20 protein-coding genes are annotated in these 24,539 nt (G+C 71.3%); 12 read left to right on the top strand and 8 right to left on the bottom strand.

Features of this window, described 5'->3' with window-relative positions; translation table 11 throughout:
• The first annotated feature begins 248 nt into the window (after window positions 1–248).
• From ACH4DZ_RS18080 to ACH4DZ_RS18070, 3 genes are all read left to right on the top strand, one after another.
• The gene (locus tag ACH4DZ_RS18080; RefSeq protein ID WP_398288110.1) at window positions 249–1,757 is read left to right on the top strand and encodes an HtaA domain-containing protein; all 1,509 of its coding nucleotides are present in this window, start codon (window positions 249–251) and stop codon (window positions 1,755–1,757) included.
• A gap of 76 nt (window positions 1,758–1,833) precedes the next feature.
• Complete coding sequence (locus ACH4DZ_RS18075; protein ID WP_398288109.1) at window positions 1,834–3,321, top strand: HtaA domain-containing protein; 1,488 nt, start codon at window positions 1,834–1,836, stop codon at window positions 3,319–3,321.
• Between the two features lie 148 nt (window positions 3,322–3,469).
• Window positions 3,470–4,114: a PhzF family phenazine biosynthesis protein gene (locus tag ACH4DZ_RS18070; protein ID WP_398288108.1), complete on the top strand. Its 645-nt coding sequence runs from the start codon at window positions 3,470–3,472 to the stop codon at window positions 4,112–4,114.
• Between the two features lie 206 nt (window positions 4,115–4,320).
• Here ACH4DZ_RS18070 and ACH4DZ_RS18065 read toward each other — a convergent pair whose 3' ends face one another.
• Both ACH4DZ_RS18065 and map read right to left on the bottom strand, forming a co-directional pair.
• Complete coding sequence (locus tag ACH4DZ_RS18065) at window positions 4,321–4,980, bottom strand: heme oxygenase (biliverdin-producing) (RefSeq protein ID WP_398288106.1); 660 nt, start codon at window positions 4,978–4,980, stop codon at window positions 4,321–4,323.
• Between the two features lie 182 nt (window positions 4,981–5,162).
• Window positions 5,163–6,020 (bottom strand): type I methionyl aminopeptidase, encoded by an 858-nt coding sequence (gene map / locus ACH4DZ_RS18060; RefSeq protein ID WP_398288105.1) that lies wholly within the window; start codon window positions 6,018–6,020, stop codon window positions 5,163–5,165.
• Window positions 6,021–6,078: 58 nt separating this feature from the next.
• On the opposite strand from map, the gene ACH4DZ_RS18055 reads away from it, so the two are divergent.
• A complete protein-coding gene (locus ACH4DZ_RS18055) occupies window positions 6,079–6,309 on the top strand; it encodes a hypothetical protein (RefSeq protein ID WP_398288104.1) in 231 nt (76 codons plus the stop codon).
• Window positions 6,310–6,438: 129 nt separating this feature from the next.
• On the opposite strand, the gene ACH4DZ_RS18050 is transcribed toward ACH4DZ_RS18055, so the two are convergent.
• Window positions 6,439–7,053: a hypothetical protein gene (locus ACH4DZ_RS18050; protein WP_398288103.1), complete on the bottom strand. Its 615-nt coding sequence runs from the start codon at window positions 7,051–7,053 to the stop codon at window positions 6,439–6,441.
• 107 nt (window positions 7,054–7,160) lie between these two features.
• On the opposite strand from ACH4DZ_RS18050, the gene ACH4DZ_RS18045 reads away from it, so the two are divergent.
• The 3 genes from ACH4DZ_RS18045 (at window position 7,161) to ACH4DZ_RS18035 (ending at window position 9,332) form a co-directional block, all read left to right on the top strand.
• Window positions 7,161–8,252 (top strand): exo-alpha-sialidase, encoded by a 1,092-nt coding sequence (locus tag ACH4DZ_RS18045; protein ID WP_398288102.1) that lies wholly within the window; start codon window positions 7,161–7,163, stop codon window positions 8,250–8,252.
• A 57-nt stretch (window positions 8,253–8,309) separates the two neighbouring features.
• Window positions 8,310–9,014 (top strand): NADPH-dependent F420 reductase, encoded by a 705-nt coding sequence (gene npdG, locus ACH4DZ_RS18040; RefSeq protein WP_267026133.1) that lies wholly within the window; start codon window positions 8,310–8,312, stop codon window positions 9,012–9,014.
• Window positions 9,015–9,137: 123 nt separating this feature from the next.
• Window positions 9,138–9,332: a hypothetical protein gene (locus tag ACH4DZ_RS18035; RefSeq protein ID WP_398288100.1), complete on the top strand. Its 195-nt coding sequence runs from the start codon at window positions 9,138–9,140 to the stop codon at window positions 9,330–9,332.
• A 12-nt stretch (window positions 9,333–9,344) separates the two neighbouring features.
• Here ACH4DZ_RS18035 and ACH4DZ_RS18030 read toward each other — a convergent pair whose 3' ends face one another.
• Window positions 9,345–10,145, bottom strand: a complete 801-nt coding sequence (locus ACH4DZ_RS18030) for a site-2 protease family protein (RefSeq protein ID WP_398288099.1) — start codon at window positions 10,143–10,145, stop codon at window positions 9,345–9,347.
• Window positions 10,146–10,337: 192 nt separating this feature from the next.
• Between ACH4DZ_RS18030 and ACH4DZ_RS18025 the strand changes: the two genes are divergently transcribed.
• Window positions 10,338–13,853, top strand: coding sequence for an AfsR/SARP family transcriptional regulator (locus ACH4DZ_RS18025; protein ID WP_398288098.1), 3,516 nt, complete (start codon window positions 10,338–10,340; stop codon window positions 13,851–13,853).
• Between the two features lie 40 nt (window positions 13,854–13,893).
• Here the strand turns inward: ACH4DZ_RS18025 and ACH4DZ_RS18020 are convergent, their stop codons facing one another.
• The 3 genes from ACH4DZ_RS18020 to panB all read right to left on the bottom strand — a co-directional run bounded on the left by ACH4DZ_RS18020 (window position 13,894) and on the right by panB (window position 17,003).
• Window positions 13,894–14,724 carry an ABC transporter permease gene (locus tag ACH4DZ_RS18020; RefSeq protein WP_398288097.1) on the bottom strand — a complete coding sequence of 277 codons (831 nt, stop codon included), beginning with the start codon at window positions 14,722–14,724 and terminating at the stop codon, window positions 13,894–13,896.
• The gene (locus ACH4DZ_RS18015; RefSeq protein WP_398288096.1) at window positions 14,721–15,785 is read right to left on the bottom strand and encodes an ATP-binding cassette domain-containing protein; all 1,065 of its coding nucleotides are present in this window, start codon (window positions 15,783–15,785) and stop codon (window positions 14,721–14,723) included. The genes ACH4DZ_RS18020 and ACH4DZ_RS18015 overlap by 4 nt, the downstream gene beginning before the upstream one ends.
• Window positions 15,786–16,136: 351 nt before the next feature.
• The gene (gene panB, locus ACH4DZ_RS18010) at window positions 16,137–17,003 is read right to left on the bottom strand and encodes a 3-methyl-2-oxobutanoate hydroxymethyltransferase (protein ID WP_398288095.1); all 867 of its coding nucleotides are present in this window, start codon (window positions 17,001–17,003) and stop codon (window positions 16,137–16,139) included.
• A gap of 237 nt (window positions 17,004–17,240) precedes the next feature.
• Between panB and ACH4DZ_RS18005 the strand changes: the two genes are divergently transcribed.
• From ACH4DZ_RS18005 to ACH4DZ_RS17990, 4 genes are all read left to right on the top strand, one after another.
• Window positions 17,241–18,815, top strand: a complete 1,575-nt coding sequence (locus ACH4DZ_RS18005; protein ID WP_398288094.1) for an MFS transporter — start codon at window positions 17,241–17,243, stop codon at window positions 18,813–18,815.
• A 415-nt stretch (window positions 18,816–19,230) separates the two neighbouring features.
• On the top strand, window positions 19,231–19,866 hold the full coding sequence (locus ACH4DZ_RS18000) for a TetR/AcrR family transcriptional regulator (protein ID WP_398288093.1): 636 nt from the start codon (window positions 19,231–19,233) through the stop codon (window positions 19,864–19,866).
• A gap of 210 nt (window positions 19,867–20,076) precedes the next feature.
• Window positions 20,077–21,114, top strand: coding sequence for an endonuclease/exonuclease/phosphatase family protein (locus ACH4DZ_RS17995; protein WP_398288092.1), 1,038 nt, complete (start codon window positions 20,077–20,079; stop codon window positions 21,112–21,114).
• A gap of 103 nt (window positions 21,115–21,217) precedes the next feature.
• Window positions 21,218–22,438, top strand: coding sequence for an MFS transporter (locus ACH4DZ_RS17990; protein WP_398288091.1), 1,221 nt, complete (start codon window positions 21,218–21,220; stop codon window positions 22,436–22,438).
• Between the two features lie 241 nt (window positions 22,439–22,679).
• Here ACH4DZ_RS17990 and ACH4DZ_RS17985 read toward each other — a convergent pair whose 3' ends face one another.
• Window positions 22,680–24,434, bottom strand: coding sequence for an NAD+ synthase (locus ACH4DZ_RS17985; RefSeq protein ID WP_398288089.1), 1,755 nt, complete (start codon window positions 24,432–24,434; stop codon window positions 22,680–22,682).
• Window positions 24,435–24,539 lie beyond the last annotated feature (105 nt).

The following is a 24,539-nucleotide window of genomic DNA, read 5'->3' as shown; positions in this document are numbered from 1 at the left end:
GCACGGCTGCGTAGTTCCTTTCGGTTCGCCGGAGCCCCATGAAGGCGGGGCAGCGCCCGTGAGGGGCGCGGGGAACTGCGCGACAAGCCACGACGGACCGTCAGGCGAAAAACAACCCGCGGCGGTCCCCTTGTGACCTCGCCCCACACTTCCCGCATCAGTGGACATAGCTTAGGTTAGCCTTACCTTTCTCGCCAGGAGTGCGCATCACACCGCATCCGGCCGGATCCACCCGCCCCGGAGGACACATGCCAGCCCGCCCGCATCCACGCACCTACGTGACCCTGCTCTGCGCGGCAGCACTCACGGCAGTACTCGCGGCGCTGCTCCCGGCCGGCCAGGCCCACGCGGCGAGCCGGACCGTGCAGGGTGGCCGTCTGGACTGGGGCATCAAATCCTCCTTCCAGAGCTATGTCACCGGCCCGATAGCGAACGGCAGTTTCTCCCTCACCGGCGGCGCGGCCACGGTCGGCGGCAGCCAGTTCCGCTTCCACTCGGCGACCGGTACGTACGACGGTTCCTCGGGTGCCTTCCACGCCGGCTTCTCCGGCGGTGTCCACTTCCTCGGGCACAAGGAGGACGACGGCGGCTACCAGCTCGACCTGACGATCAGCCGCCCCACCGTCCGCCTCGCGGGCAACGGCGGCACGCTCCACGTCGACATCATCAGCAAGGCGAAGGGCACCGGGGCGGTCACGACGTCCTCGCAGGTGCCCTTCGCCTCCCTCTCCCTGGGGGGCATCGACATGAAGGGCGGCGGCAACGCCGTCCAGCTGAACAACCTGCCCGCCACGCTGACCGCCCAGGGCGCCAAGTCCTTCGCCGGCTACTACACGGCGGGCACCGCCCTCGACCCGGTCAGCCTCTCCGCGGACGTGCGGGCGGCGGCCGAGCCGACCCGTACGCCGTCCCCCTCGCCGACCGGGTCCACGTCCGGTTCGAAGGCGAAGGCGAAGAAGGCGACTTCGGGCCGGATCGAGAACGGCGCCGTCGACTGGGGTGTGCGCAGGACCTTCCGTGAGTACGTCACCGGCGCCATCGCGCAGGGCGAGTGGAAGCTCAGCGACGGCGCCCAGGACGGCGGCGCGCTCTTCCGCTTCCCCGAGGGCTCGGGCACGTACGACGAGAAGAAGCGGACCCTCGACGCGACCTTCGCCGGAGCCGTCCGCTTCACCGGCGAACAGGGCCTCGACCTGAAGCTCGGCGGAATCAGGGCCGAGGTCGCGGACGACGGCAAGGGCACGCTGTACGCCGACGTCACGAGCGGCGGCAGGACGCGGGACGAGAAGGGGAAAGAGACGCGGAAGAAGGTGTCGCTGGTCACCTTCACCGCCAAGGACCTCAAGCCGAAGGACGGCCTCGCCCAGGTCACCGAGGCCCCCGCGAAGCTCACCGCCGCGGGCGCCGAGGCCTTCGGCGGGATGTACAAGGCGGGCACGGAGATGGACCCGGTGTCCCTCGCCGTCGCCCTGACCGCCAAGGCCGAACTGCCCGCGCTGCCCGACCTGGGCAGCGCGGAGTCGGCCACGCCCGAGGCCGCGGCGGCCGAACCGAAGAAGGCCGAGCCGAAGACCGAGGCCACCGCGAGCGGATCGGACGTCCCCGTCCTGCCCATCGGCCTCGCGGTCGCTTCCCTGGTCGCGGTCGCCGCGGCCTTCCTGGTCACCCGCAGGCGCCGTACGCCACAGACCGCCACCGGCACCGAAGCCGACGCCTCGAACGCGTCGAACGAGTCGAGTGCGTCGAACGAGAACTGAACTTCTTTTCCCCGTCCGCCAGTTGAGCGGACCTCCACACACTGAATCCGATTCCGAACCGAGGAGATCCACGACCATGGCCGCCAACCGCCGCCGCCCGACAGCCCTTGCCGCAGCCTGCGCGACCGCCGTCACGCTAGGCGCCACCGCGCTCGCCGCGACGTCCGCCTCCGCCGCCGAAGTGCCGCTCAAGGGTTACGAGTTGACCTGGGGCATCAAGGAGTCGTACCGCAACTACGTCACCGGTATGGCGGCCGGTACCTTCACGGCCGAGGCCGGCGCCACGCAGGCCAAGGACAACGGCGTGTTCACGTTCGTCAACGGCACCGGGAGCTACGACTCCGAGGCCCACACCGTCGCGCTCGGCTTCGAGGGCACCCTGAACATCGTCTCCAAGGCGCACGGCTTCGAACTGAGGCTGTCCGACGTGCAGTTCGACAGCAAGGACGCGAGAGTCACCGCCGATGTGACGAAGGCCGGTACGACCGAGCAGGACGTGCCGCTCGCCGAGGTCACCGTCAACCGCACGATGACGGACATGACGACCAAGCTGACCAAGGAGGCGGGGGACGTCTTCGGCAGCTCCTCCTACACCGGCGCGGCCGGCGACCCCCTGACGGTGGTCGAGAAGAAGGCCGAGTCGCCGACCCCGACGCCCACGGGCACCACCACCCCGCCGGCCACTCCGACCGGCACCCCCACGAGCACCCCGACCAAGACCCCCACCGCGGACCCGACAGGATCCACCACGCCGAAGCCCCCGCCCACCGAGGCCGCCACCAAGGGGGCCATCAGTTACGGCACGCTCGGCTGGGGTGTGAAGCAGTCCTTCCGTACGTACGTCGTCGACGGGGTCGCCAAGGGCAGGATCACGGTGTCGGGCGGGGCGGAGCAGGCGTCCGGCAACGGCGTCTTCACCTTCCCCGACGCCACCGGCACCTACGACACGGACGCCGACACCCTCAAGGCCTCCTTCAAGGGCTCGGTCAACTTCAAGGGCCATGAGGACAACGGCAGTTACGGTCTCGACCTCACCCTCAGCGACCTGAAGGCCGAGATCGACGGCGGCTCCGGCAAGCTGACCGCCGACGTCGACAGCCTCGGTCAGAAGTCCGAGGACGTGACCCTCGCCGCACTCAAGCCCAAGTCGGCGGACCTGACCGCGAAGAAGGACGTCATCACCCTCGACGACGTCACCACCACCCTCACCAAGGCGGGCGCGGAGGCCTTCGGCGGCTTCTACCAGACCGGCGCCGAACTCGACCCGGTCGACATCGCGGTGGCCCTGACCGCGGACGCCGAACTCCCGGACGCCGACCCGACCTCGACCTCCGGGGCGGGCGGCACCACGGGCGGTACCACGGGTGGTACGAGCGGCGGCACCACCGGTGGCGCGGGCACGACCGGGTCCACCACGGGCGGTGTGACCGGCAACCTCGCCTCCACCGGCTCCGACGTCCCGGTCGGCGCGCTCGGAGCGGCCGCCGCGGTCACCGTCGCGGCGGGCGCGGGCGTGGTGTTCGCGGTACGCCGCCGCCGTCTGACGGACTCCGCCCAGGCCTGAACGGCCTGAACGGCCTGAACGGCCTGAACGGCCTGAACGGCCTGAACGGCCTGAACGGCCTGAACGGCCTGAACGGCCTGAACGGCCTGACGGGTCGGACCGGGAAGCGCCCGCACACGCGTCGCCGTCATGGTGTTTGAATGCCGGTGTGACTGATTACGACGTGGTGCGGGTCTTCTGCGGGCCCCGCGGCGAGTACGGCAATGAACTCGGGGTGGTACGGGAGGGTTCCGTACTGCCCGAGCGGGACGAACGGCAGGCGTTCGCGGCGAAACTCGGCTTCAGCGAGACGGTGTTCGTCGACGACCCCGAGCGCGGGGTCATCGACATCTACACGCCCAGTGTGCGGCTGCCGTTCGCCGGGTACCCCTGTGTGGGCGCGGCCTGGCTGCTGGACGTACCCGAACTCGTCACGCCCGCGGGCGTGGTGGGCACCCGGCTGGACGGCGAGTTCACCTGGATCGAGGCCCGCCCGGAGTGGCCGCAGCCGCGCACGCTGCGCCGGCACGCGACCGCGGCCGAGGTCGAGGCGCTGGCCGTGCCGCCGGCGGGGGAGTGGGTCTACGCCTGGGCCTGGGAGGACGAGGCGGCGGGCCGCATCCGCGCCCGCGGTTTCCCCGGCCGGGGCGACGGCATCGACGAGGACGAGGCGACGGGCGCCGCGGCGCTCCAGTTGACAGCCCAACTGGGCCGTGCCCTGAACATCATCCAGGGCAAGGGCTCCCAACTCCTCACAGCGCCCCAGCCGGAGGGCTGGATAGAACTGGGCGGAAGAGTCTTCCTGGAACGCTGACACCCTCCGGGTGGGGTCGGCCAGGACTCCCGTGCGGGCCCGGTGGGGGCTGGCCGCGCAGTTCCCCGCGCCCCTAAAAGACTGCGCAGTTCCCCGCGCCCCTCAAAGCCGGGGCCGCGCCCCAGCCTTCGCCCTGCAGGGGCGCGGGGAACTGCGCGGCCGGCCACAACGAACCCGCACCCGAAAACGCGACCCCCAGTGGAACGTCACGCACTGATGCGAAACTCTTCCCCCAACCCCCGAAAAACCCCCGTGTTCAACGCGAACGCCCGCCGGCACTCGGCAACAACCCGCTGCTTCTGCAGGTCATCCACGGGAAGAGCGTCAAGCAACTCCCGATACCCCCGCTTGAACGCCGCGGGATTCCCGATGTCCTCGAAGACATAGAACCGGACCCCGTCCCCCTTGCGCGCGAACCCCCACGTCTTCTCCGCCGTCCCACGGATGATCTGCCCACCGGAGAGATCCCCGAGGTACCGCGTGTAGTGATGCGCCACATACCCCCCGGGCCACGTACGCGCACACTCGGCGACCCGCGCCGCGTACTCCAGCGTCGCGGGCAGCGCGGTGACGCCCTCGCGCCACCCCGGCCCCCGCAGATGGGCGAGATCCCGCTCCAGCGAGGCGAGCCGCATCAGCTCGGGCTGGATGAACGGCCCCGCCACCGGGTCGCCGGAAAGATCCCGCGCACCCGACTCCAGCGCCTCGTACACGAACCACAACTGCTCCGTGTAGCGCGCGTACGCGTCCACGCCGAGCCTGCCGCCGAGCAGATCGCTCATGAAGGTCGAGGTCTCCGCCTCCACGTGCTGCTCGTGGGACGCGGTGCGGATGAGCGTCGAGAACGGCGTACTCGACGATGTCATGAGGACCTCCGGGGCTGAACGGGGGAGACGGGAGCCGGACCAATCTTCTATGGTTAGGCTTACCTAAGTCAATGGGTTCCCGACGGCCTGTCGGTAAAACCGTACCCCGATCCTCCACCGTTCCCACATGAAAGTGCCGCCCGCTCTGAGTGAGCGGGCGGCACGTGGCGGGACGGGAGCGGCTACGGCAGCGTGAGGACCTCGGCCCCGCTGTCCGTGACGACCAGGGTGTGTTCGAACTGCGCGGTCCGCAGCCGGTCCTTCGTGACGACCGTCCACCCGTCGTCCCACAGGTCGTAGTCGTACGAGCCCAGCGTCAGCATCGGCTCGATCGTGAACGTCATCCCGGGCTGCATCACGGTCGTCGCGTGCGGGCTGTCGTAGTGCGGGACGATCAGCCCGGAGTGGAACGACGAGCTGATGCCGTGCCCGGTGAAGTCCCGGACGACCCCGTACCCGAACCGCTTCGCGTACGACTCGATGACCCGGCCGATGATGTTGATCTGGCGGCCGGGCCTGACCGCCTTGATGGCACGCTCCAGCGACTCACGGGTCCGCTCGACCAGCAGCCGCGACTCCTCGGCCACGTCGCCGACGAGATACGTGGCGTTGTTGTCGCCGTGCACGCCCCCGATGTACGCCGTCACGTCGAGGTTGATGATGTCGCCGTCCCGCAGGACCGTGGAGTCCGGGATGCCGTGGCAGATCACCTCGTTCACCGAGGTGCACAGGGACTTCGGGAAGCCGCGGTAGCCGAGCGTGGACGGGTAGGCGCCGTGGTCGCACATGTAGTCGTGCGCGACCCGGTCCAGTTCGTCCGTGGTGACGCCGGGCGCGATGAGCTTCGCGGCCTCGGCCATGGCTCGCGCGGCGATCCGGCCGGCGACACGCATCGCCTCGATCGTCTCGGGCGTCTGCACCTCCGGCCCGGTGTACGGGGTCGGCGCGGGCTTGCCGACGTACTCCGGGCGGCGGATGTTTCCGGGCACGGAACGGATGGGGGACAGCTCCCCTGGGACGAGCAGCGACTGGCCAGACATGCCAGCGAGTCTAACCAGCGGAGATGGGGGAACATGTCGGTGGCGAGAGGAGCTGGTCATGGCACTGTTCAAGAAGCGGACGGTCGGCAAACCGGGCGAGTGGTACTACTGCCTGGAACACAAGAAGGTGGAGGAAGGCCCGGAGTGCCCGGCGAAGGACCGCTTCGGTCCGTACGCGTCCCGCGAGGAGGCCCAGCGGGCGATGGACACGGCCCGTGAGCGCAACCTCGACTGGGAGACGGACCCCCGCTGGCACGACGCCGCTCCCCGCGGCGCGGACGAGGACTGAACCTCTTCCCCGCCTGGCCGCCCCTTCCTGGGGGCACGGGGTACGGCGCGGTCTTCACCTCGTGAACCGCTCCCGCCGCCCCTCTCGCGAGCCCCCGGGAACGCCGCCGGAAGTCGGGAGGCCGCCGGCTCACCACCGCGCGGGTGGCGGCGCCGTCAACCGGTCCGCCAGCCGCGACAACCGGTCGGTGAACCGCCGTCGGCCCCGGGGGGCGGGCAGCGAGTTCTCCCCGGTGGCCGCACTGACCAGGTGCTGAACCGTGTCCAGATCAAGCCCCGTGTCGCATCCCGGTCCGGGCGGCACCGCGAGCGCCTCGTGCGCCATCGCGTGCAGTTCGCGGTCGCCCGAGTCCAGCGCGAGGATCAACGCCCCGGCCCGGCGCGCGTCGTACACCCGCTCCAGGAGCGGAGCCCCGGGCGCGCCCGGCGCCACGACGAGCAGCGTCTCGCCGCGCCGGGCCGCCTCGATCCGGCCGAGCCCCACCGCCAGATGGGCCGGGTCCCCGGGCCGCGCCCCGTGCCGTACCAGCGTCGGTGTCAGCTCCGGCGTGCCCGACCAGGCGGCCTCGTCCACCAGATGCGCGGCCAGGTGCCAGGGCTCGTACTCCGCGGTTCCCACCAGCAGCAGCCCGCCCCCGTGCGGCAGTACGGACGACCGCAGCACCCCCGCGAACCGCCGTGTGGCTCCCGGCCACTCGGTCCCGGCGAGTACTTCGCGCAACAAGGCCACCCGTACGGCATCCATGTGGCCGCATCCTGCCGCAGCCGACCGCTCGTCAGACGGCGTTCACGGTGAATTCGCCCATCCTGGGCAGAGTGGCCCGTCCACCCAGCCGGCGAGGAGAGGTTTCCATGACCAGCAGTGCGGCCAGCAGTGAGGTGTCCGTGCCGTTCCGGGCCGGACAGGAGGGCTACGCGAGTTTCCGTATCCCGGCCGTCGTCGTCAGCGCGGCGGGAACCCTGCTCGCCTTCTGCGAGGGCAGGGTCGGCTCCCGCGACGATTTCGGCCACATCGACATCGTCCTGAAGCGGTCCACGGACGGCGGACTGACCTGGGGGCCGATCCAGGTGGCCGCCTCGAACGGCGAGGCGCTGGCCGGGAACCCGGCCCCCGTCGTCCTCGACACCGGCAGGATCCTGCTCGTCCACGTCCGCAACGCGGCCCTCGCCACCGAGGACGCCATCCGCCGGGGGAAGGTGAGCGCCGCCGACGGACGCCGGGTCTGGATCCGGCACAGCGACGACGACGGACGCACCTGGTCCACGCCGCGGGAGATCACCGGGCAGACGAAGAAGGCGCCCTGGCGCTGGTACGCCACCACTCCCGGCCACGCCCTCCAGCTCACCACCGGCCGGGTCGCCGTACCGGCCAACCACTCCCTCCCGCCGACCGGCACGGACACCGGCACCGAGGGCAGGTACAACGGCGGGCACTGTCTGCTCAGCGACGACCACGGCGCGACCTGGCGCATCGGGTACGTCGACGACAACCCCGGCAACCCCGTCCACGTGAACGAGACCACCGCCGCCGAACTCCCCGACGGCCGCGTCTACTTCAACACCCGCACCGACTCCGCCGCCCCCGGCACCCGCGCCGACGCGTACTCACGGGACGGCGGCCGGACCCTGGTCAAACCCTTCCGCCCGCAGGCCGGCCTCGTCGGTCCCGTCGTCGAGGGCAGCGTGCTCCAGCTCCGCGAACCCGACCTGCTCCTCTACTCGGGCCCCGCCGACCCCGGCTTCCGCGCCCTCATGACGGTCCGCGCCAGCACCGACGACGGTGTCACCTGGCGCACGGCACACACCGTCGACGGGCTGCCCGCCGCGTACTCCGACCTCGTCCGCGTCGACGCCGACACGGTCGGACTCCTCTACGAGACGGGCGACTTCAGCGCGTACGAGACGGTCACCTTCCGGCGGATCCCCGTGACGGCTCTCACATGAGCGGCGCGCGCCGGAACCACACGTGAGAAGGGGCCACGACGCACGTAAAGTCGGCCCATGACCTCTACTGACAGCGCACAGAAGGCCCCCGCCAAGGACCCCTGGGACCTTCCCGACGTCTCCGGGCTCGTCGTCGGCGTGCTCGGCGGCACCGGTCCCCAGGGCAAGGGTCTCGCCTACCGGCTGGCCCGGGCCGGGCAGCAGGTGATCATCGGTTCACGGGCCGCGGAGCGCGCGCAGGCCGCCGCCGACGAGCTCGGACACGGCGTCGAGGGCGCCGACAACGCCGAGACCGCCCGCCGCAGCGACATCGTGATCGTCGCCGTGCCGTGGGACGGACACGGCAAGACCCTGGAGTCCCTGCGGGAGGAACTGGCCGGCAAGCTCGTCGTCGACTGCGTGAACCCGCTCGGCTTCGACAAGAAGGGCGCGTACGCGCTGAAGCCCGAGGAGGGCAGCGCCGCCGAACAGGCCGCCGCGCTGCTGCCGGACTCCCGCGTCACCGCCGCCTTCCACCACCTGTCGGCCGTGCTGCTCCAGGACCCGGAGATCGAGGAGATCGACACCGACGTGATGGTGCTCGGCGAGGAGCGGGCCGACGTCGAGATCGTCCAGGCGCTGGCCGGACGCATCCCCGGCATGCGCGGCATCTTCTCCGGGCGGCTGCGCAACGCCCACCAGGTCGAGTCGCTGGTGGCGAACCTGATCTCGGTGAACCGCCGGTACAAGGCCCACGCGGGCCTGCGCCTCACCGATCTCTAGGACCGGCCCGCGGGACCGTGTACGGGCGCGTTCCGGACGTGGGGGACACTGGAGCCGCGCAGTGTCCCCCTCCGGGGACCGGTTCCGCCGGGCCCCCGGAGTTCCCCGACAGGAGCAGACCCCATGTCCCGACTCGCCCTCTACGCCCTCGTCGTCTGCGTCCTCGCCACGGCGGCGGCCGTCGTCTCCTTCGTCCAGGGCAGCTGGCTGGGGATCGTGTGGGTGCTGCTCGCGGGTCTGTCGTCCAACATGACCTGGTACTACCTGCGCCGGGACCGGATGCGGCGCAGGGCGTCGGCGTCCTCCGTCACCGGCTGACGCGGCGGCCGGTCACTGGCCGACCGAGCAGTACTGGTCGGTGTCCGTCCAGAACCGGTAGAGGTTCTGCCCGCAGTACGTACGGATCTCGTCGATGCCCAGCGTCCGCAGCAGCGCGTCGATCGCGTCGAAGAACTGGTTGTTCACCTCCGGGATCCACAGGATCGCGAAGACGAAGAGCAGTCCGAAGGGCGCGTACGGCTCCACCTGCCGGCGGATCCTGTGCGACAGCCAGGGTTCGATGACGCCGTAGCCGTCCAGGCCCGGGATCGGCAGGAAGTTCAGCAGCGCGGCCGTGACCTGCAGCAGCGCCAGGAACGCGAGGGCGAACTGGAAGTCGGCCGGTACGCCGTCCAGCGCGTCCAGCCAGAACGGGGCGGTGCAGACCACCGCGAACAGCACGTTCGTCAGCGGGCCCGCCGCCGAGATCAGGCTGTGCCTCCAGCGGCCCCGGATGCGGCTCCGCTCGATGAAGACCGCGCCGCCCGGCAGACCGATACCGCCCATGATGACGAAGAGGACCGGCAGCACGATACTGAGCAGCGCGTGCGTGTACTTGAGCGGGTTCAGGGTCAGATAGCCCTTCGCGCCGATGGAGATGTCGCCGCTGTGCAGGGCCGTGCGCGCGTGCGCGTACTCGTGCAGACAGAGCGAGACGATCCACGCGGCCGTCACGAACAGGAAGACGGCGACGCCGGGCTGCTCGGCGAAGCCCGTCCAGGTGGCCCAGCCGGTCACCGCCGCGACGGCCACGATCCCGAGGAAGACCGGGCTGATGCGCCGGTCACTGTGCCGGCCGGTGGCGGTGGTCATGGGGTGGGGCTCCCTGGAATGTTCGAACGGGCTGGGCGTGCCGGGTAGACCGTACCGGTGGTGAGGGGGCAACGTCCCAGGGAGGGTCGGAGGTTCCTGCGGCCCTCCACCCGCGTCCCCGGTCCGTTCTCGGCCACCCCCGGTTCATGCCGGTCCAAAATCCGGGGCGGGGCCGGGTCGCCGACAGGGACAATGGTCTGCGTGCGCTATCGCATCCTCGGCACCACCCAGGTACTCCGTTCCGACGGCACCCCCGTTCCGGTCGGCGGGGCGCGGCTGCGCGCCCTGCTGACAGTGCTCGCCCTGCGCCCCGGCCGGCCCGTGTCCGTGGCCGTGCTGGTCGACGAGGTCTGGGGCGCCGACCCTCCGGCCGACGCCCCGGGCGCGCTGCAGGCCCTGGTGGGCCGGCTGCGCAGGGCGCTGGGCGCGGACGCGATCGGCTCCGACGAGGGCGGCTACCGGCTGCGCGCGGCGGCCGACGACGTCGACCTGCACCGGTTCGAACGGCTCGCGGGCGAGGGTTCCCGCGCGCTGGCCGACGGCGACCCCGGCAAGGCGGCCGTCATCCTGGACGACGCCCTCGCCCTCTGGCAGGGCCCGGCCCTCGCCGATCTCCCGGACCGCACGGCCGAGTCGTCGCGCTGGGAGGCCCGCCGGCTCGACGCACGGCGCGCCCGTCTCGGCGCCGCCCTCGCTCTCGGCCACGCCGAACAGTCCCTGCCCGACCTCACCGCGCTCTGCGACACCCACCCCCTGGACGAACCCCTCCAGGTGCTGCGCCTGCGGGCCCTGCGCGACGCGGGCCGCGCGGCGGAGGCCCTGGCCGCCTACGAGTCCGTACGCCGCCTGCTGGCCGACCGCCTGGGCACGGACCCGGGCCCCGAACTGCGCTCCCTGCACACGGAACTCCTGACCGGCACCCCGGCCGGCCAGGCCCCCGGCACACCCCGTGACACCCAACACGCCGAGAACCACCGATCCAACGGCACCGGCCCGGCCTCGCTCAGCAGAACCACGGGGACGACCCCGCACAGAGGCGACTCCGAAGCAGCCCCGCCCGGAGACGACTCCGACGCGACCCGGCCCGGCGGTGGCTCCGGCGCGGCGCGGGGCCGACGTGGCGCCGCCCCGCGTGAGCGGCCCGTGCCGCTCGGGAATCTGCGGGCCCGGCTCACCTCCTTCGTCGGGCGGGACAGCGATCTGGCCACCATCCGCGGGGACCTCGCGGGGGCGCGGCTCGTCACACTGCTGGGGCCGGGCGGCGCCGGGAAGACACGGCTGTCCCAGGAGGCGGCGGAGAGCGTCGCCCAGGATCTGCCCGACGGCGTGTGGCTGGCCGAACTCGCCCCCGTCGACGACCCGGAGGCCGTCCCCGAGGCCGTCCTCACGGCGGTCGGCGCCCGGGAGACCGTGCTGCGCGGCGCCGGCGCCGAGGAGATGCGGGCCGTCACCGACCGGCACGACGACCCCCTCGTCCGGCTCACCGAGCACTGCGCCAAACGCCGCATGCTGATCGTCCTCGACAACTGCGAACACGTCGTGGACGCCGCGGCCCGCCTCGTCGAGCAACTGCTCGAACGCTGCCCCGGACTGACCGTACTGGCCACGAGCCGCGAACCCCTCGGCGTACCGGGGGAGCTGCTGCGGCCCGTCGAGCCGCTGCCAGAGCCGTACGCGCTGAAGCTGCTCGCCGACCGGGGCGCCGCGGCCCGGCCCGGTTTCCGGACCGAGGACGATCCGGAGGCCGCCGCCGAGATCTGCCGGCGCCTGGACGGACTGCCGCTCGCCATCGAACTCGCCGCCGCCCGGCTGCGGATGCTCACCCCGCGCCAGATCGCCGACCGGCTCGACAACCGCTTCCGCCTGCTCACCTCCGGCAGCCGTACGGTCCTGCCGCGCCAGCAGACCCTGCGGGCCGTCGTCGACTGGTCCTGGGACCTCCTGGACGAGGACGAACGCGACGTGCTGCGGCGGCTGTCCGTCTTCGCCGGCGGCTGCGACCTGGCCGCCGCCGAGGCGGTCTGCGGACCTGCCGCGCTGGAGGCGCTCGGCTCGCTCGTCGACAAGTCCCTGGTCGTGGCCGCCCCTTCGGGCAAGGGTCCGGGGAAGGAGACAGCCGTGGACGCGAGTTCGGGTGCGGGTGCGGGCTCGGGTGACGGCGAGATGCGCTACCGGCTCCTGGAGACCGTCGCCGAGTACGCCGGACAGCGCCTCGACGCGTGCGGCGAGCGCCCCGCGACCGAGCGCGCCCACCTCACGTACTACCGCGAACTCGCCCGCACCACCGACCCGCGACTGCGCGGACCCGGCCAGCGCGAAGCCATCGAACTGCTCCAGCTCGAAGGCGAGAACACGCGTGCCGCACTGCAGCGCGCCGTCGCCGCGGGCGACGAACAGGAGGCGCTCTGCCTCGTCCTCTCCCTCGCCTGGTACTGGCAGATCCGCGACCTGCGGATGGTCACCCGCAACTGGACGCGGGAGGTCATGGCGATGGGCCCCGACCCGTTCGCGCCGCCCACCGAACGAGCCGTCCCGCTGTACGAGTCCTGCGTCGCCGACCCGCCGCCCATGAGCCCGGACGTCCTCGTCGAGGCCAGGCGGGGCGTCCATCTCCTCCATCTCGCCTGTATGGACCTGGAGCTGGACACCTGGCAGACACCGGAGGCGGAGGCCAAGCTGCGTGCCATCACCGAGGCCTACGATCCCGGCCTCCCGCAGGTCTGCCGCAACCCCGGCTACCTCTGGTTCTTCGCCGTGCTGCTGACCGGCGACATGGACCGGCTGCGCCGGGTCATCGACGCGAGCGTCGAGACCTGCCGGGAACTCGGCACCCGCTGGGAGCTGGCCGTCGCCCTGCAGATGCGCGCCAACATGCTCGCCAACCGCGCCGACTGGGCGGGCGACGCGGCCCGTGACGCGGACGAGTCGCTGGAGCTCTTCGTCGGCCTCGAAGACGCCTGGGGCGCCGCCGAGGCGCTCTCCGCGCGCGGCGAAGCCCATGAGCGCAAGGGCGAGTACCAGCTCGCCGCGACGGACTACGAGACGGCCATCGCCCACGCCGAACGCCTGGGCGCCCGCGCCCAGATGGCCATCCTCAGTACCCGTCTGGGCAGTGTGCTCATCGACGCGGGCGAGACCGGGCGGGGCGAGCGGCTGCTGCGCGGGGTCCTGGAACAGGGCGACGGCGCGCACAACGAAGCCATGCCCGGGGCCCGGCTCTTCCTCGCGATGTGGCTCGGCCGCACCGGCCGCGTCGCCGAGGCCCGGGTCCAGATGGAGCGGCTGTGGGACGACTTCGGCGCCGTCCGCTTCGTGGTCTTCGACGGGTTCGTCATGGGCGTGGAGGCCTGGCTGGACTCACAGGAGGGCCTGTACGAGGAGGCCGTGGTGAAGGTGCGGGGAGCCCTGGAGCGGGCCAAGGACCCTCTGACCCAGATGATCGCGCCGCATATGTTCTCGGTGCATCTGGCCACCGCGTCCATCGCGCTCGCGGGGGTCGAGGGCGGCCGGCGCGCATGGGATGCCGCCCGGTGTCTCGGCGCCGCCGACCAGCTCCTTCCGCTCGGACACTTCCGGGCCGTCGTGGAGCACGAGATCAGGGGACAGGCCGAGGCGGCGGCGCGCGAGGTCCTCGACGACCGGGCGTACGACGCCGCGTACGCGCAGGGCGGCGGCCTCTCCTTCGAGGAGGCCGCCGCCCTGGTCTGAAACGGGACGGTCCGAGACGAGTCGGTCCGAAGCGGGACGGTCAGGTCTTGGTGCGGTACTTGTGGATGGCGACCGGCGCCATCACCACGGTGATGACGAGTGACCAGAGCAGCGTGATCATGACGTCGTGGGCGATCGGCCGGCCGCCGTTCATCAGACCCCGGGCCGCGTCCGCGAGGGACGACAGCGGGTTGTAGTCGGTGAACGTCTGCAGCCAGCCCGGCATGGTGGACGGCGGCGAGAAGATCGACGACCCGAACTGCAAGGGCATCAGCACGAGGAACCCCATTCCCTGGATGGCCTGGGCGTTCTTCATCACCACGCCCATGGTCAGAAAGATCCACATGATGGAGGAGCCGAAGACCAGGGCGAGACCGATGGCGGCGAACAGACCGGGAACGTTCGACACGGACAGACCGAGCAGGAAACCGACCCCGAGCAGGATCGCCGTGGCGAGCAGCAGCCGGCCGATCTCCACCGAGATCTTGGCGATCAGGACCGAGGCACGGGAGATCGGCAGGGACCGGAAGCGGTCCATCACGCCCGTCTGGAAGTCCTGGTTGAAGCCGGTGCCCACGCCCATGGCGATGTTCATGCCCATCATCGCCATCAGGCCCGGGACGACGTAGTTGACGTACTCGTCCTGGTTGCCCTTGCCGGCGATCGCGCCGCCGAAGACGAACACGAAGAGCAGCGTGAAGACGATCGGCATCAGGATGACGTCGAACATCGACTCCGGGTCCTGGCGGATCCACAGCACGTTGCGGCGGACCAGGGCGCTGATGTGCCGCAGATGGGCGCGTATGCCGACGTGCGGATCGTCGTCGGTGCCGAGCGCCGCGGGCGCGTCGACGGCGGTGGCGGCGCTCATACGGCGGCCTCCTCGTAGGACTCGTGGGAGCGGTCGGCCGCGGTGTCCCGCGGGTCGTCCGGATCGGTCGGTTCGGTGGCCCGGTGGCCGGTGAGGGAGAGGAACACCTCGTCCAGGCTGGGCAGTTCGGTGCTCAGACCGGCCAGGGTGATGCCCCGGGCGGTGAGCGCGCCGACCACGGCGGTCAGCTGCTCGTCGCTGAGGATCGGGACGAGGACCGTACCGGTGGTGATGTCCACCGTGGCGCTGCCCGGGCCCGTGAGGCCGAACTCGTCGAGCGCCGCGGCCGTGGGGCGCAGCTCCAGCGGGTCGGCCGGACGGATGCGCAGGGTGCGGCCGCCGACCTTCGCCTTCAGCTCGTCGATGCCGCCGTTGGCGATGACCCTGCCGCGGTCGATGACCGTCAGCTCGTTCGCGAGCTGCTCGGCCTCCTCCATGTACTGCGTGGTCAGCAGGACGGTGACACCGTCCCCGACCATCCGCTTGACCTCGCCCCACACCTCTTTACGCGTACGGGGGTCCAGGCCGGTCGTCGGCTCGTCCAGGAAGAGGACGGTCGGACTGCCGATCATGGACGCGGCGAGGTCGAGGCGTCGCCGCATGCCTCCGGAGTACGTGCTCGCCGGGCGCTTGGCCGCGTCGGTGAGCGAGAAGCGCTCAAGGAGTTCGTCGGCGCGGGTGCGGGCGTCCTTGCGGGTCAGGTCGAGGAGCCGGCCGATCAGATAGAGGTTCTCGCGCCCGGAGAGCTTCTCGTCCACGGAGGCGTACTGGCCGGTGAGGCCGATGACCCGGCGCAGCCGGCGGGGCTGGCGCACGACGTCGAAGCCGGCGACCGTGGCCCGGCCGGAGTCGGGTATGAGGAGGGTGGAGAGGATGCGTACGAGGGTCGTCTTGCCGGCGCCGTTCGGGCCGAGCACGCCGCGGACCGTGCCCTCGCGCACGTCCAGGTCCACGCCGTCCAGTGCTTTGGTCTCGCCGTAGTGCTTGACCAGTCCCCGCACGCTGACGGCGTCGGGGCCGGTGCCGCCGTCCTGCCGGGGCTCGTTGTCGATTCGCGTCATGCCACCCAAACTCCCACCCCCCACCGACAAACCACCGACATCCCACCGACAGGCTCCGCAGGGGGCGTCTGTGTTCGTCTGCGACCCGGTGGGGGCGGGCCCGAAAGACCGCGCAGTTCCCCGCGCCCCTGAAACGCGGGCTGCGCCCTGGCGTCTGCGGAGTGGGGGCGGGCCTAAACGATTGCGCAGTTCCCCGCGCCCCTAGGTACCTAGGGGCGCGGGGAACTGCGCGATGGGGGGCGAGGGGGCGGAGCCCCCATGCGGTGACGGGAAGGGTAGGGGCGGCGGGGGCGAAAAAACGGCAGCCCGCCGACGGGGGAAATCGGCGGGCTGCCTCCGTACCGCAGTGGACTAGTGGACGGAATGCTCCTCCTGAGGGAACGTTCCGCCGACAACATCGTCGGCGAATGCCTTCGCCGCGTCCCCCATGACCTGCCGAAGATCCGCATACTGCTTCACGAACCGAGGCATCTTCCCGCCCGTGAGCCCGAGCATGTCGGTCCACACGAGCACCTGCGCGTCCGTCTCGGCCCCCGCCCCGATCCCGACCGTCGGAATGTGCAGCACCCGCGTCACCTCAGCGGCAAGCTCCGCCGGCACCAGCTCCAGTACGACGGCGAACGCGCCCGCGTCCTGCACGGCCTTGGCGTCGCGCAGCAACTGCTGAGCGGCCTCCTCACCGCGCCCCTGCACCCGGTATCCCATGGAGTTCACGGACTGCGGGGTGAGGCCGATGTGCGCCATCACCGGAATTCCCGACTCCACGAGCAGCTCGATCTGCGCGTGCGACCGCTCGCCGCCCTCCAGCTTGACGGCCCCGACCCCGGCCTCCTTCACGAGCCGGGTGGCCGACCGCAGCGCCTGTACCGGCCCCTCCTGGTACGACCCGAACGGCAGGTCGCCCACGATGAGGGCGCGCGAGGTGCCCCGTACGACCGCGGCCGACAGCATGGTCATCTCGTCGAGGGTGACGGGCACGGTGGTCTCGTAGCCCAGGTGGCAGTTGCCCGCCGAGTCACCGACGAGCATGACCGGGATGCCGGCCTCGTCGAAGACGGACGCGGTCATCGCGTCGTACGCGGTGAGCATCGGCCACTTCTCGCCGCGCTCCTTGGCCACCGTGATGTCGCGGACAGTGATACGGCGTGTGCCCTTGCCTCCGTACAGCGCCCTGTTGCTGCTGTCGGTGGTGTTCTGGGCAGCCGAGAACTGCGTCATTGCAACGGCTCCTTCTGTCATCTCGAAGCGCCCTGACGGCGTCCCCGGATCCCCTCCATGGTGGCACCTCGTGCCACAGAACGGCTAGAGGGGTCACCGTGGCCCTCGTCTCCGCCGCCACCCGCCCGTGTCCTCGCCTCCGGCAGGCCCCAAGGCCGCCTCCAGAGCTCGTAAGGTCTCGGTAAAGGATTCCGATACGAGACGGTCTCGTATCGAATCTCCTCTAGCCTTTTCAGCATGACAACCCCTGCCGACACCGCTCCCCGGATACCGGAGGCCGTGCACCGACGACGCTGGGCGATCCTCGGCGTCCTGATGCTGAGCCTGCTGATCGTCGTTCTCGACAACTCGATCCTGAACGTCGCCATCAAGACCATCTCGACGCCCGCCCCGACCGGCCTGGGAGCCACCCAGAGCGAGCTGGAATGGGCCATCAACTCCTACACCCTCGTCTTCGCGGGCCTGCTCTTCTCCGCCGGTCTCCTCGGTGACCGGCTCGGCCGCAAGAAGGTGCTGCTCGGCGGACTGCTCGTCTTCGGGATCGGCTCGGCGCTCGCCGCCTCCTCCGGGTCCCCGGTCGAACTCATCTCGTTCCGCGCGGTGATGGGCCTCGGCGCCGCCTTCGTGATGCCGGCCACCCTCGCGGTCCTGATGAACGTCTTCGAGCGCGACGAACAGCCGAAGGCCATCGGCATCTGGGCGGGTGGTGTCGGCCTCGCCATCGCCATCGGCCCGATCACCGGAGGGATCCTGCTCGACCACTTCTGGTGGGGATCCGTCTTCCTGATCAACGTACCGATCGTGATCGTGGCGCTGGGGCTGATGATCTGGCTCGTCCCCGACTCCCGCGACCCGAAACCCGGCCGCATCGACCCGGTGGGCGTGGTGCTGTCCGTCATCGGCCTCGTCCTGCTGGTCTACGGCATCATCAAGGGCGGCCAGCTCGCCGACTTCACGGACGCCAAGGTCCTCGCGACCATCGGTGCCGGACTCGTCGTACTCGTCGGCTTCGTCGTGCACGAGAAGCGCAGCGACCACCCGTCGATCGACATCGACTACTTCAGGAACAAGGTCTTCTCCGCGGCCATCGCCGCCATAGCGCTGGTGTTCTTCGCGCTGATGGGGGTGACGTTCTTCTCCGTCTTCTACACCCAGAGCGTGCGCGGCTATTCGCCCCTGCAGACCGGTCTGCTGATGCTGCCGCTGGCCGTCGCGCAGCTCGTCTTCGCGCCGCGGGCCCGGCTGGTCGTGGACCGCTTCGGCAACCGGGCCACCACGACCGCCGGCATGCTCACCATCGCCGCCATGCTGGCCGCGTTCGCCGCGCTGGAGGCGGACACGCCGATCTGGATCCTGGAGGTCATCTTCTTCCTGATGGGCGCGGGGATGGCGCACATCATGACGCCGACCAGCGTCGTGATCATGCAGGCCCTGCCCCGCGAGAAGGCGGGCTCCGCCTCCGCTCTCAGCAACACCTTCCGCCAGGTCGGCGGCGCCCTGGGCATCGCCGTACTCGGCTCGGTCCTCTCCGCCGCGTACCGCTCGGGCATCGAGGACAAGCTGCCCGAGGCCGCCCGGCACGAGGCGGGCGAGTCCATCGAGGCGACCCTCGGCTTCGCCGCGAAGCTCGGCCCCAAGGGCGACGCCCTGATCGGCCCGGCCAACGACGCCTTCCTGCACGCGATGCACGTCACGGCCCTGTGCGGCGCGGGAGTCGCCGTGGTGGGCGCACTGGTCGTCTACCTGTTCCTGCCGGGCCGCACCCCGACCCAGGCGAAAAAGGAGACGAACCTGGCAAGCGCCGACCACTGAAGCCCCCGCAAGGCGCGCGGACAACGCCGCACCCGCACCCGCACTCTTGGGGGCGCGGGGAACTGCGGGCCCGACCACGACGCACCCGCACCCGACCTCAAAGGGGCGCGGGGAACGGCGCACCCAGCCACGACGCACCCGCACCCGCACTCTTAGGGGCGCGGGGAACTGCGCGCCCGACCACGACGCACCCGCACCCGACCCGATAGGGGCGCGGGGAACGGCGCACCCAGCCACGACGCACCCGCACCCGCACTCTTAGGGGCGCGGGGAACTGCGCGGCCAACCCCCACGCACCCGCACCCAAGTCACAACCTGCCGTCACCCAGGGACAATCGACCCGGACGGCGGACGGCGGACGGCGATTGACGGCGCAGCGTCAGGACGTCAACACCCAAGAGAGCGGAGCGAAAACGTGGGCGGCGGGCAGCAGGTGCCGGGCGGGCCCGGACGGCGCGGCGGCGGGGCCGCCAGAGGCCGCCCCCGCAGCGAGGCGGTGGAGCGCTCGATCATCGAGGGCGTCATGCGCCTCCTGGAGGACGGCGTTCCGCTCGCGGAGATCTCCATAGAGCGCGTCGCCCGCATCGCCGGCGTCGGCAAGGCCACCATCTACCGCCGCTGGAGCGGCCGCGAGGAGCTCTTCTGCGACGTGCTGCGCACCGCCGAACCGCCCGACCCGCGGCTCCCCGGCACCTCCATGCGCGACGACCTGATCGTCATACTCGAATCGCTGCGGCGGCGCGGCCTGGTCACGCGTTCGTCGGCGATCATGCACAACGTCTACGCGCAGATGAAGAGCAGCCCCAAGCTGTGGAAGGTCTACCACGCGGCCGTCATCGAACCGCGCCGGCTGATGACGCTCGACGTCCTGCGGCGCGGCCAGGCGAACGGCGAGTTCCGCGCGGACGTCGACGTCGAACTGGCCAACGACCTCTTCGTGGGCCCCATGCTCCTGCGCGCGGTCATCCGCCCGGACGCGGGCCTCGAAGAGGGACTGTCCGAACGGATCGTCGACACGGTCCTCGCGGGACTGGGCCCCGCCGCTCGCTGAGTCCCGCGCCCCGCCTGCTGAACGCCGGTCCCGGCAATGTGCGCGTTCCGTCACAGACCACCCCACCTGGCCCAGTGCCGGAACTCGACGCGCCCCCTCGGTCGTCCTTGTGCCCGTACGGCCGCCGTGCGGCGGCGGGAACGATCGCGATCATCCCCTAGGGTCTTAGGGCGCGGGGATGATGTGAACGGCAGTTGGTGAGGCGACGGTATGGCGCAGGCGTACATGACGGAGACGGGCAGCGGCGGCCAGGGACCCGACCGCAGAGGACCCCGGCTCCGCCGCCTGCTGACGTCGCTCCGTACCGACCGGGGCATCTGGCGGCGGGGGATCGTCCTGGCCGCGTTCGCCCTCGTACTCGCCCTGGTGATGGCGCTCCACGCGCAGATCCCGAACCGGATCGGCAACCTGGGCAGCCTCCTGGAGACCTTCCTGCCCTGGCTGGGGCTGGCCGTCCCGGTGCTGCTCGCCCTCGCGCTGTTCCGCAGGTCCGCGACCGCGCTGATCGCCGTGCTGCTGCCCGCCGTCATCTGGGTCAACCTCTTCGGCGGGCTGCTCGTCGACAGGACGGGCTCCGGCGGGGACCTCACCGTCGCCACCCACAACGTCAACGCGGACAACCCGGACCCGGAGGGCACGGCCCATGACGTGGCCGCCTCGGGCGCGGACGTGGTGGCCCTGGAGGAACTGACCACCTCGGCGGTCCCGGTCTACGAGAAGGCCCTCGCCTCGACGTACAAGTACCACTCCGTGCAGGGCACGGTCGGCCTGTGGAGCAAGTACCCGCTGAGCGGGGCCGCCCCCGTCGACATCAAGCTCGGCTGGACCCGCGCGATGCGGGCGACCGTCACCGTTCCCGAGGGGCGGCTCGCGGTGTACGTGGCGCACCTGCCCTCCGTACGGGTGAAGATGGAGGCCGGTTTCACCGCGCGGCAGCGCGACAAGAGCGCCGACGCGCTCGGCGAGGCCATCGCCGACGAGAAGCTGCCGGACATCGCCCTCCTCGGCGACCTGAACGGCACGATGAACGACCGCGCGCTGAACGGCGTCACCTCGCAGATGCGCTCCGCGCAGGGCGCGGCGGGCAGCGGCTTCGGGTTCAGCTGGCCGGCGTCGTTCCCGATGGCTCGCATCGACCAGATCATGGTCAAGGGCGTCGAGCCGGTCACCTCGTGGACCCTCCCGGAGACGGGCAGTGACCATCTCCCGATCGCCGCTCGCGTGAAGCTGTCGTCAACCGGCTCGTAGGAGCCCGCGTCACATCCCCGGGGAATACTGGGCCCGGGAGGCTTTGTTCCGCAGGTGAACATAAACTGCACGGAACACCGCTCTCCCCTGTGAAAGGTCCCTCATGCCCCTGGCCCTGCTCGCCCTCGCCGTGGGCGCCTTCGGCATCGGCACCACCGAGTTCGTGATGATGGGGCTGCTCCCCGACGTCGCGGACGACCTGGGCATCTCGATCCCCACCGCGGGCCACCTCGTCTCGGCGTACGCGATCGGCGTCGTCGTCGGCGCCCCGCTGCTCGCGGCGCTCACCGCGCGCATGGCCCGCCGCAAGGTCCTGATCGGACTGATGGTGCTGTTCGTCGTGGGCAACACGCTCTCGGCGTTCGCCCCCGACAACACCTCACTGCTCGCGGCCCGCTTCCTGAGCGGTCTGCCGCACGGCGCGTTCTTCGGCGTCGGAGCCGTCGTCGCCACCGGCATGGTCTCCGCCGAACGCAAGGCCCGCGCGGTCTCCCTCATGTTCCTCGGCCTCACCGTCGCGAACATCGCCGGCGTCCCCGCCGCGACCCTCATCGGCCAGCAGCTCGGCTGGCGCGCCACCTTCCTCGGCGTCAGCGTGATCGGCCTGGCGGCCATCGCCTCCCTGGCGCTGCTCCTGCCCCGCACCTCCGAACACGGCCTGGCCGCCACCGGACTGCGCGGCGAACTGGCGGCGCTCAAGTCTCTCCCGGTCTGGCTGGCCCTCGGCACGACCGTCGCGGGCTTCGGCGCGCTCTTCTCGGCGTACAGCTACATCACGCCGATGCTGACGGACTCCGCCGGGTACGCCGACTCCAGCGTGACCCTGCTGCTCGCGCTGTTCGGCGTGGGCGCGACGGCGGGCAACCTGCTCGGCGGACGCCTGGCCGACCGCTCGATGCGCGGCACCCTGTTCGGCGGCCTGGTCTGGCTGGTGGCGGTCCTGGCCCTCTTCCCGCTCATGATGACCACGGCGTGGAGTGCGCCCCTCGCGGTGGTGCTGCTCGGCGCGGCGGCGTTCATGACCAGCTCCCCGCTCCTCCTCATGGTCATGGAGAAGGCTTCTTCGGCCCCCTCCCTGGCCTCCTCCGCCAACCAGGCGGCCTTCAACCTCGCGAACGCCGGCGGCGCCTGGATCGGCGGCCTGGCCCTCGCGGCGGGTTACGGCGTCACGTCCCCGGCTCTCGCGGGCGCGGCCCTGGCGGTCCTGGGCCTGGGCGTCGCGACCATCGCGTACGTCGTGGACCGGAACCGCGGCACGACGAACGCGGGCCGCATAGTGGCGACCCACACCCCGCAGCACGCGGAGGTCCCGGCCCACCACTGAGCCGGACGCGCCCCCGGCCAAAGATTGCGCCGTTCCCCGCGCCCCTGAAGGCGAAGGAATTGCGCAGTTCCCCGCGCCCCTCAAGGCGAAAGGATTGCGCCGTTCCCCGCGCCCCTAAGCGGGGCTGCGCCCCATCAGGGGCGCGGGGAACGGCGCGACCAGCCCCCACCGGGCCCGCAGCGCACGACGAGCCCGCCGTCAGGCAAAAAAAGGGGACGCCCAGTAAAAGGCGCCCCTCTCCTCACACGCTCTCGCGCCAGAGGCTCGTGATCGGCAACCGCCGGTCCTTGCCGAACCCCTTCGCCGAGATCTTCGTCCCCGGCGGATACTGCCGCCGCTTGTACTCCGCCGTATCCACCATCCGCAGCGTCTTGGTGACCACCTCGGGGTCGTACCCCGCCGCCACGATCGCGTCGGCCCCCGTGTCGCGGTCGACGTACAGCTCCAGAATCGCGTCCAGGACGGGATAGTCCGGCAGCGAGTCCGTGTCGACCTGCCCCGGCCGCAGCTCGGCGCTCGGCGGCTTGGAGATGGAGTTCTCCGGGATCGGCGGGGTCTGCCCCCGCTCGGCCGCCGCCCGGTTGCGCCACTCGGCGAGCCGGAAGACCGACGTCTTGTAGACGTCCTTGATCGGCCCGTACGCGCCCACGGAGTCGCCGTACAGCGTCGAATACCCGACCGCCAGCTCGGACTTGTTGCCCGGCGCCAGCACGATGTGCCCCTCCTGGTTGGAGAGGGCCATCAGCATGGTGCCGCGCAGCCGCGACTGGAGGTTCTCCTCGGCCAGCCCGGTGAGCCCCAGCGACCCCATGTACGCGTCGAACATCGGCTCGATCGCCACGGTCCGGAAGTTGAGCCCCGTCCGCCGGGCCAGCTCGGCCGCGTCCCCCTTGGAGTGGTCCGAGGAGTACTTGGACGGCATCGACACGCCGTACACGTTCTGCGCGCCGAGCGCGTCGCAGGCGATCGCGGCGACGAGAGCGGAGTCGATACCGCCGGAGAGCCCGATCAGCACGGAGCGGAAACCGTTCTTCGCCGTGTACGCCCGCAGGCCCACCACGAGCGCGGAGTACACCTCCTCGTCGGCGTCGAGCCGCTCGGCGTACCCGCCGGAGAGTTCCGCCTCGTACGGCGGCAGCGGCTCGTCGGAGATGACGAGGTGATCGATGCGCAGCCCGTCGTCCACGATTCCGGAGGGCGCTTCGGGGGCGGCGGCGGGCAGATCCAGATCGAGGACGACACACCCCTCGGAGAACTGGGGCGCCCGGGCGACTACCTCGCCGTGCCGGTCGACGACGATCGAGTCGCCATCGAAGACCAGCTCGTCCTGGCCGCCGATCATGGCCAGGTACGCGGTCGTGCAGCCGGCCTCCTGCGCGCGCTTGCGCACGAGGTCGAGCCGGGTGTCGTCCTTGTCGCGCTCGTACGGCGAGGCGTTGATCGACACCAGCAGGCCCGCCCCGGCGGAACGGGTCGCCGGGACCCGGCCGCCGTCCTGCCAGAGGTCCTCGCAGATGGCGAGCGCGACGTCGATGCCGTGCACCCGTACGACCGGCAGGGTGTCGCCGGGCACGAAGTAGCGGAACTCGTCGAAGACGCCGTAGTTCGGCAGGTGGTGCTTGGCGAAGGTGAGGACCACCTCGCCGCGGTGCAGCACCGCTGCCGCGTTCCGCGGGGCGCCGGCCGGCTGCCCGTACCTGGGCTGGGCCTTCTCGGAACGGTCGAGGTAGCCGACGACGACCGGCAGCTCCCCGAACCCCTCCTCGGCGAGCCGCGCGGCGAGGGCGTGCAGGGCCGCGCGGGACGCCTCCACGAAGGACGACCGCAGGGCCAGGTCCTCGACGGGATACCCGGTCAGCACCATCTCGGGGAACGCCACGAGGTGCGCTCCCTGCTCGGCGGAGTGCCGGGTCCAGCGGACGACCGCCTCGGCGTTCCCGGCGAGATCGCCGACGGTCGAGTCGATCTGATTCAGAGCGAGGCGTAGTTGAGGCACGCGGTCCAGTGTAATCGTCAGAGCGACGTTATGGGGTGGCCGCCCCGCCTCACACCCCGACGGGCTCGTGGCGCCGGGCCCCGCGCCCCTCGAAGCGCGCCGTTC

Source organism: Streptomyces sp. NPDC017991, assembly GCF_044328075.1.
GTDB lineage: Bacteria > Actinomycetota > Actinomycetes > Streptomycetales > Streptomycetaceae > Streptomyces.
Note: the sequence above shows the minus strand (reverse complement) of the source record. Positions and strands in the feature narration are given on the sequence as shown.

Bases quoted from the DNA above. Each gene is read 5' to 3' on its own strand.
- ACH4DZ_RS18015 (WP_398288096.1), bottom strand. From the start codon at position 15,785: ATGACGCGAATCGACAACGAGCCCCGGCAGGACGGCGGCACCGGCCCC.
- ACH4DZ_RS18045 (WP_398288102.1), top strand. From the start codon at position 7,161: ATGACCAGCAGTGCGGCCAGCAGTGAGGTGTCCGTGCCGTTCCGGGCC.
- ACH4DZ_RS17990 (WP_398288091.1), top strand. From the start codon at position 21,218: ATGCCCCTGGCCCTGCTCGCCCTCGCCGTGGGCGCCTTCGGCATCGGC.
- ACH4DZ_RS18080 (WP_398288110.1), top strand. From the start codon at position 249: ATGCCAGCCCGCCCGCATCCACGCACCTACGTGACCCTGCTCTGCGCG.
- map (WP_398288105.1), bottom strand. From the start codon at position 6,020: ATGTCTGGCCAGTCGCTGCTCGTCCCAGGGGAGCTGTCCCCCATCCGT.
- ACH4DZ_RS18030 (WP_398288099.1), bottom strand. From the start codon at position 10,145: ATGACCACCGCCACCGGCCGGCACAGTGACCGGCGCATCAGCCCGGTC.
- ACH4DZ_RS17995 (WP_398288092.1), top strand. From the start codon at position 20,077: ATGGCGCAGGCGTACATGACGGAGACGGGCAGCGGCGGCCAGGGACCC.
- ACH4DZ_RS18005 (WP_398288094.1), top strand. From the start codon at position 17,241: ATGACAACCCCTGCCGACACCGCTCCCCGGATACCGGAGGCCGTGCAC.
- ACH4DZ_RS18020 (WP_398288097.1), bottom strand. From the start codon at position 14,724: ATGAGCGCCGCCACCGCCGTCGACGCGCCCGCGGCGCTCGGCACCGAC.
- ACH4DZ_RS18075 (WP_398288109.1), top strand. From the start codon at position 1,834: ATGGCCGCCAACCGCCGCCGCCCGACAGCCCTTGCCGCAGCCTGCGCG.
- npdG (WP_267026133.1), top strand. From the start codon at position 8,310: ATGACCTCTACTGACAGCGCACAGAAGGCCCCCGCCAAGGACCCCTGG.
- ACH4DZ_RS18065 (WP_398288106.1), bottom strand. From the start codon at position 4,980: ATGACATCGTCGAGTACGCCGTTCTCGACGCTCATCCGCACCGCGTCC.
- ACH4DZ_RS18035 (WP_398288100.1), top strand. From the start codon at position 9,138: ATGTCCCGACTCGCCCTCTACGCCCTCGTCGTCTGCGTCCTCGCCACG.
- panB (WP_398288095.1), bottom strand. From the start codon at position 17,003: ATGACGCAGTTCTCGGCTGCCCAGAACACCACCGACAGCAGCAACAGG.
- ACH4DZ_RS18025 (WP_398288098.1), top strand. From the start codon at position 10,338: ATGGTCTGCGTGCGCTATCGCATCCTCGGCACCACCCAGGTACTCCGT.
- ACH4DZ_RS18055 (WP_398288104.1), top strand. From the start codon at position 6,079: ATGGCACTGTTCAAGAAGCGGACGGTCGGCAAACCGGGCGAGTGGTAC.
- ACH4DZ_RS18050 (WP_398288103.1), bottom strand. From the start codon at position 7,053: ATGGATGCCGTACGGGTGGCCTTGTTGCGCGAAGTACTCGCCGGGACC.